The sequence below is a fragment of the Aurantimicrobium sp. genome (genome assembly GCF_036667855.1).
GTDB lineage: Bacteria > Actinomycetota > Actinomycetes > Actinomycetales > Microbacteriaceae > Aurantimicrobium.
Genome location: NZ_JAVWTF010000126.1, coordinates 1 through 692 on the forward strand (window position 1 = coordinate 1; position 692 = coordinate 692).

Below are 692 nucleotides of genomic sequence, written 5' to 3' on the forward strand. Positions count from 1 at the left end.
TTCGAGAGTGGCTCTGATCTCTCTGATGAGTTCGAGGGTGTCTGGTGGTGTTGCTGTTGGGGTGTTGTGGGGTCGTCTGGATTTGGGTGTGAAGGCTGCTTCGCCTTCGGTGCGGTGACGGTGGAGGAGTTTGGAAACCCAACTTTGTGAGACGCCGTAGCGTCTGGCTGCTTCATCTTGTGTGAGGTTTTCGGCGTGGATAGCGGTGATGATGAGCCGGGCTTTGTTCATTGCTCAAGTTGAGCAGTGAATTATTCCGATGTCTTGCGACAGGTTATTCCTATGTCCTGCAACCAGACACCACCGGGACCGCCATGTGATGTCGCAAGACATCGGAAACACCTGAACTCATGTGTTCAGGTGTTTCTTTCATTTGGGGGTTGATTATCCTGCCTTGATTCGCGGGTGATTTTTCACAGGAGTTCCCCTCTTGACTGGCCAACAATGCGCATTTCAAAAAGTTCGATGAAGCAGATGTAGCGTTTCTTTTTGTAGTGACCGCCGAGTCGAATGCGGTGTATTTTGCAAGCGCTTCGAAATCAGATGGATCCCGTGCTGTCGACATTGCCAGAGCGGATTCCTGATTGTGGGCATGACGAGCGCCAGTCTGTTTCAGATGCGCGGACTCATCTATTCAGAATGGCTGGAGAGCGCCCTATTGGTTCGGTTTTCAGTAGCAAAGTCTCATTCAG

1 protein-coding gene is annotated in these 692 nt (G+C 51.2%); it reads right to left on the reverse strand.

Going from position 1 to position 692, the window contains the following annotated elements; all coding sequences use genetic code 11:
- On the reverse strand, positions 1 to 231 hold a 231-nt coding region (locus tag RR877_RS10670), incomplete at its 3' end, for a leucine zipper domain-containing protein (RefSeq protein WP_332628260.1).
- Between the last annotated feature and the right edge of the window lie 461 nt (positions 232 to 692).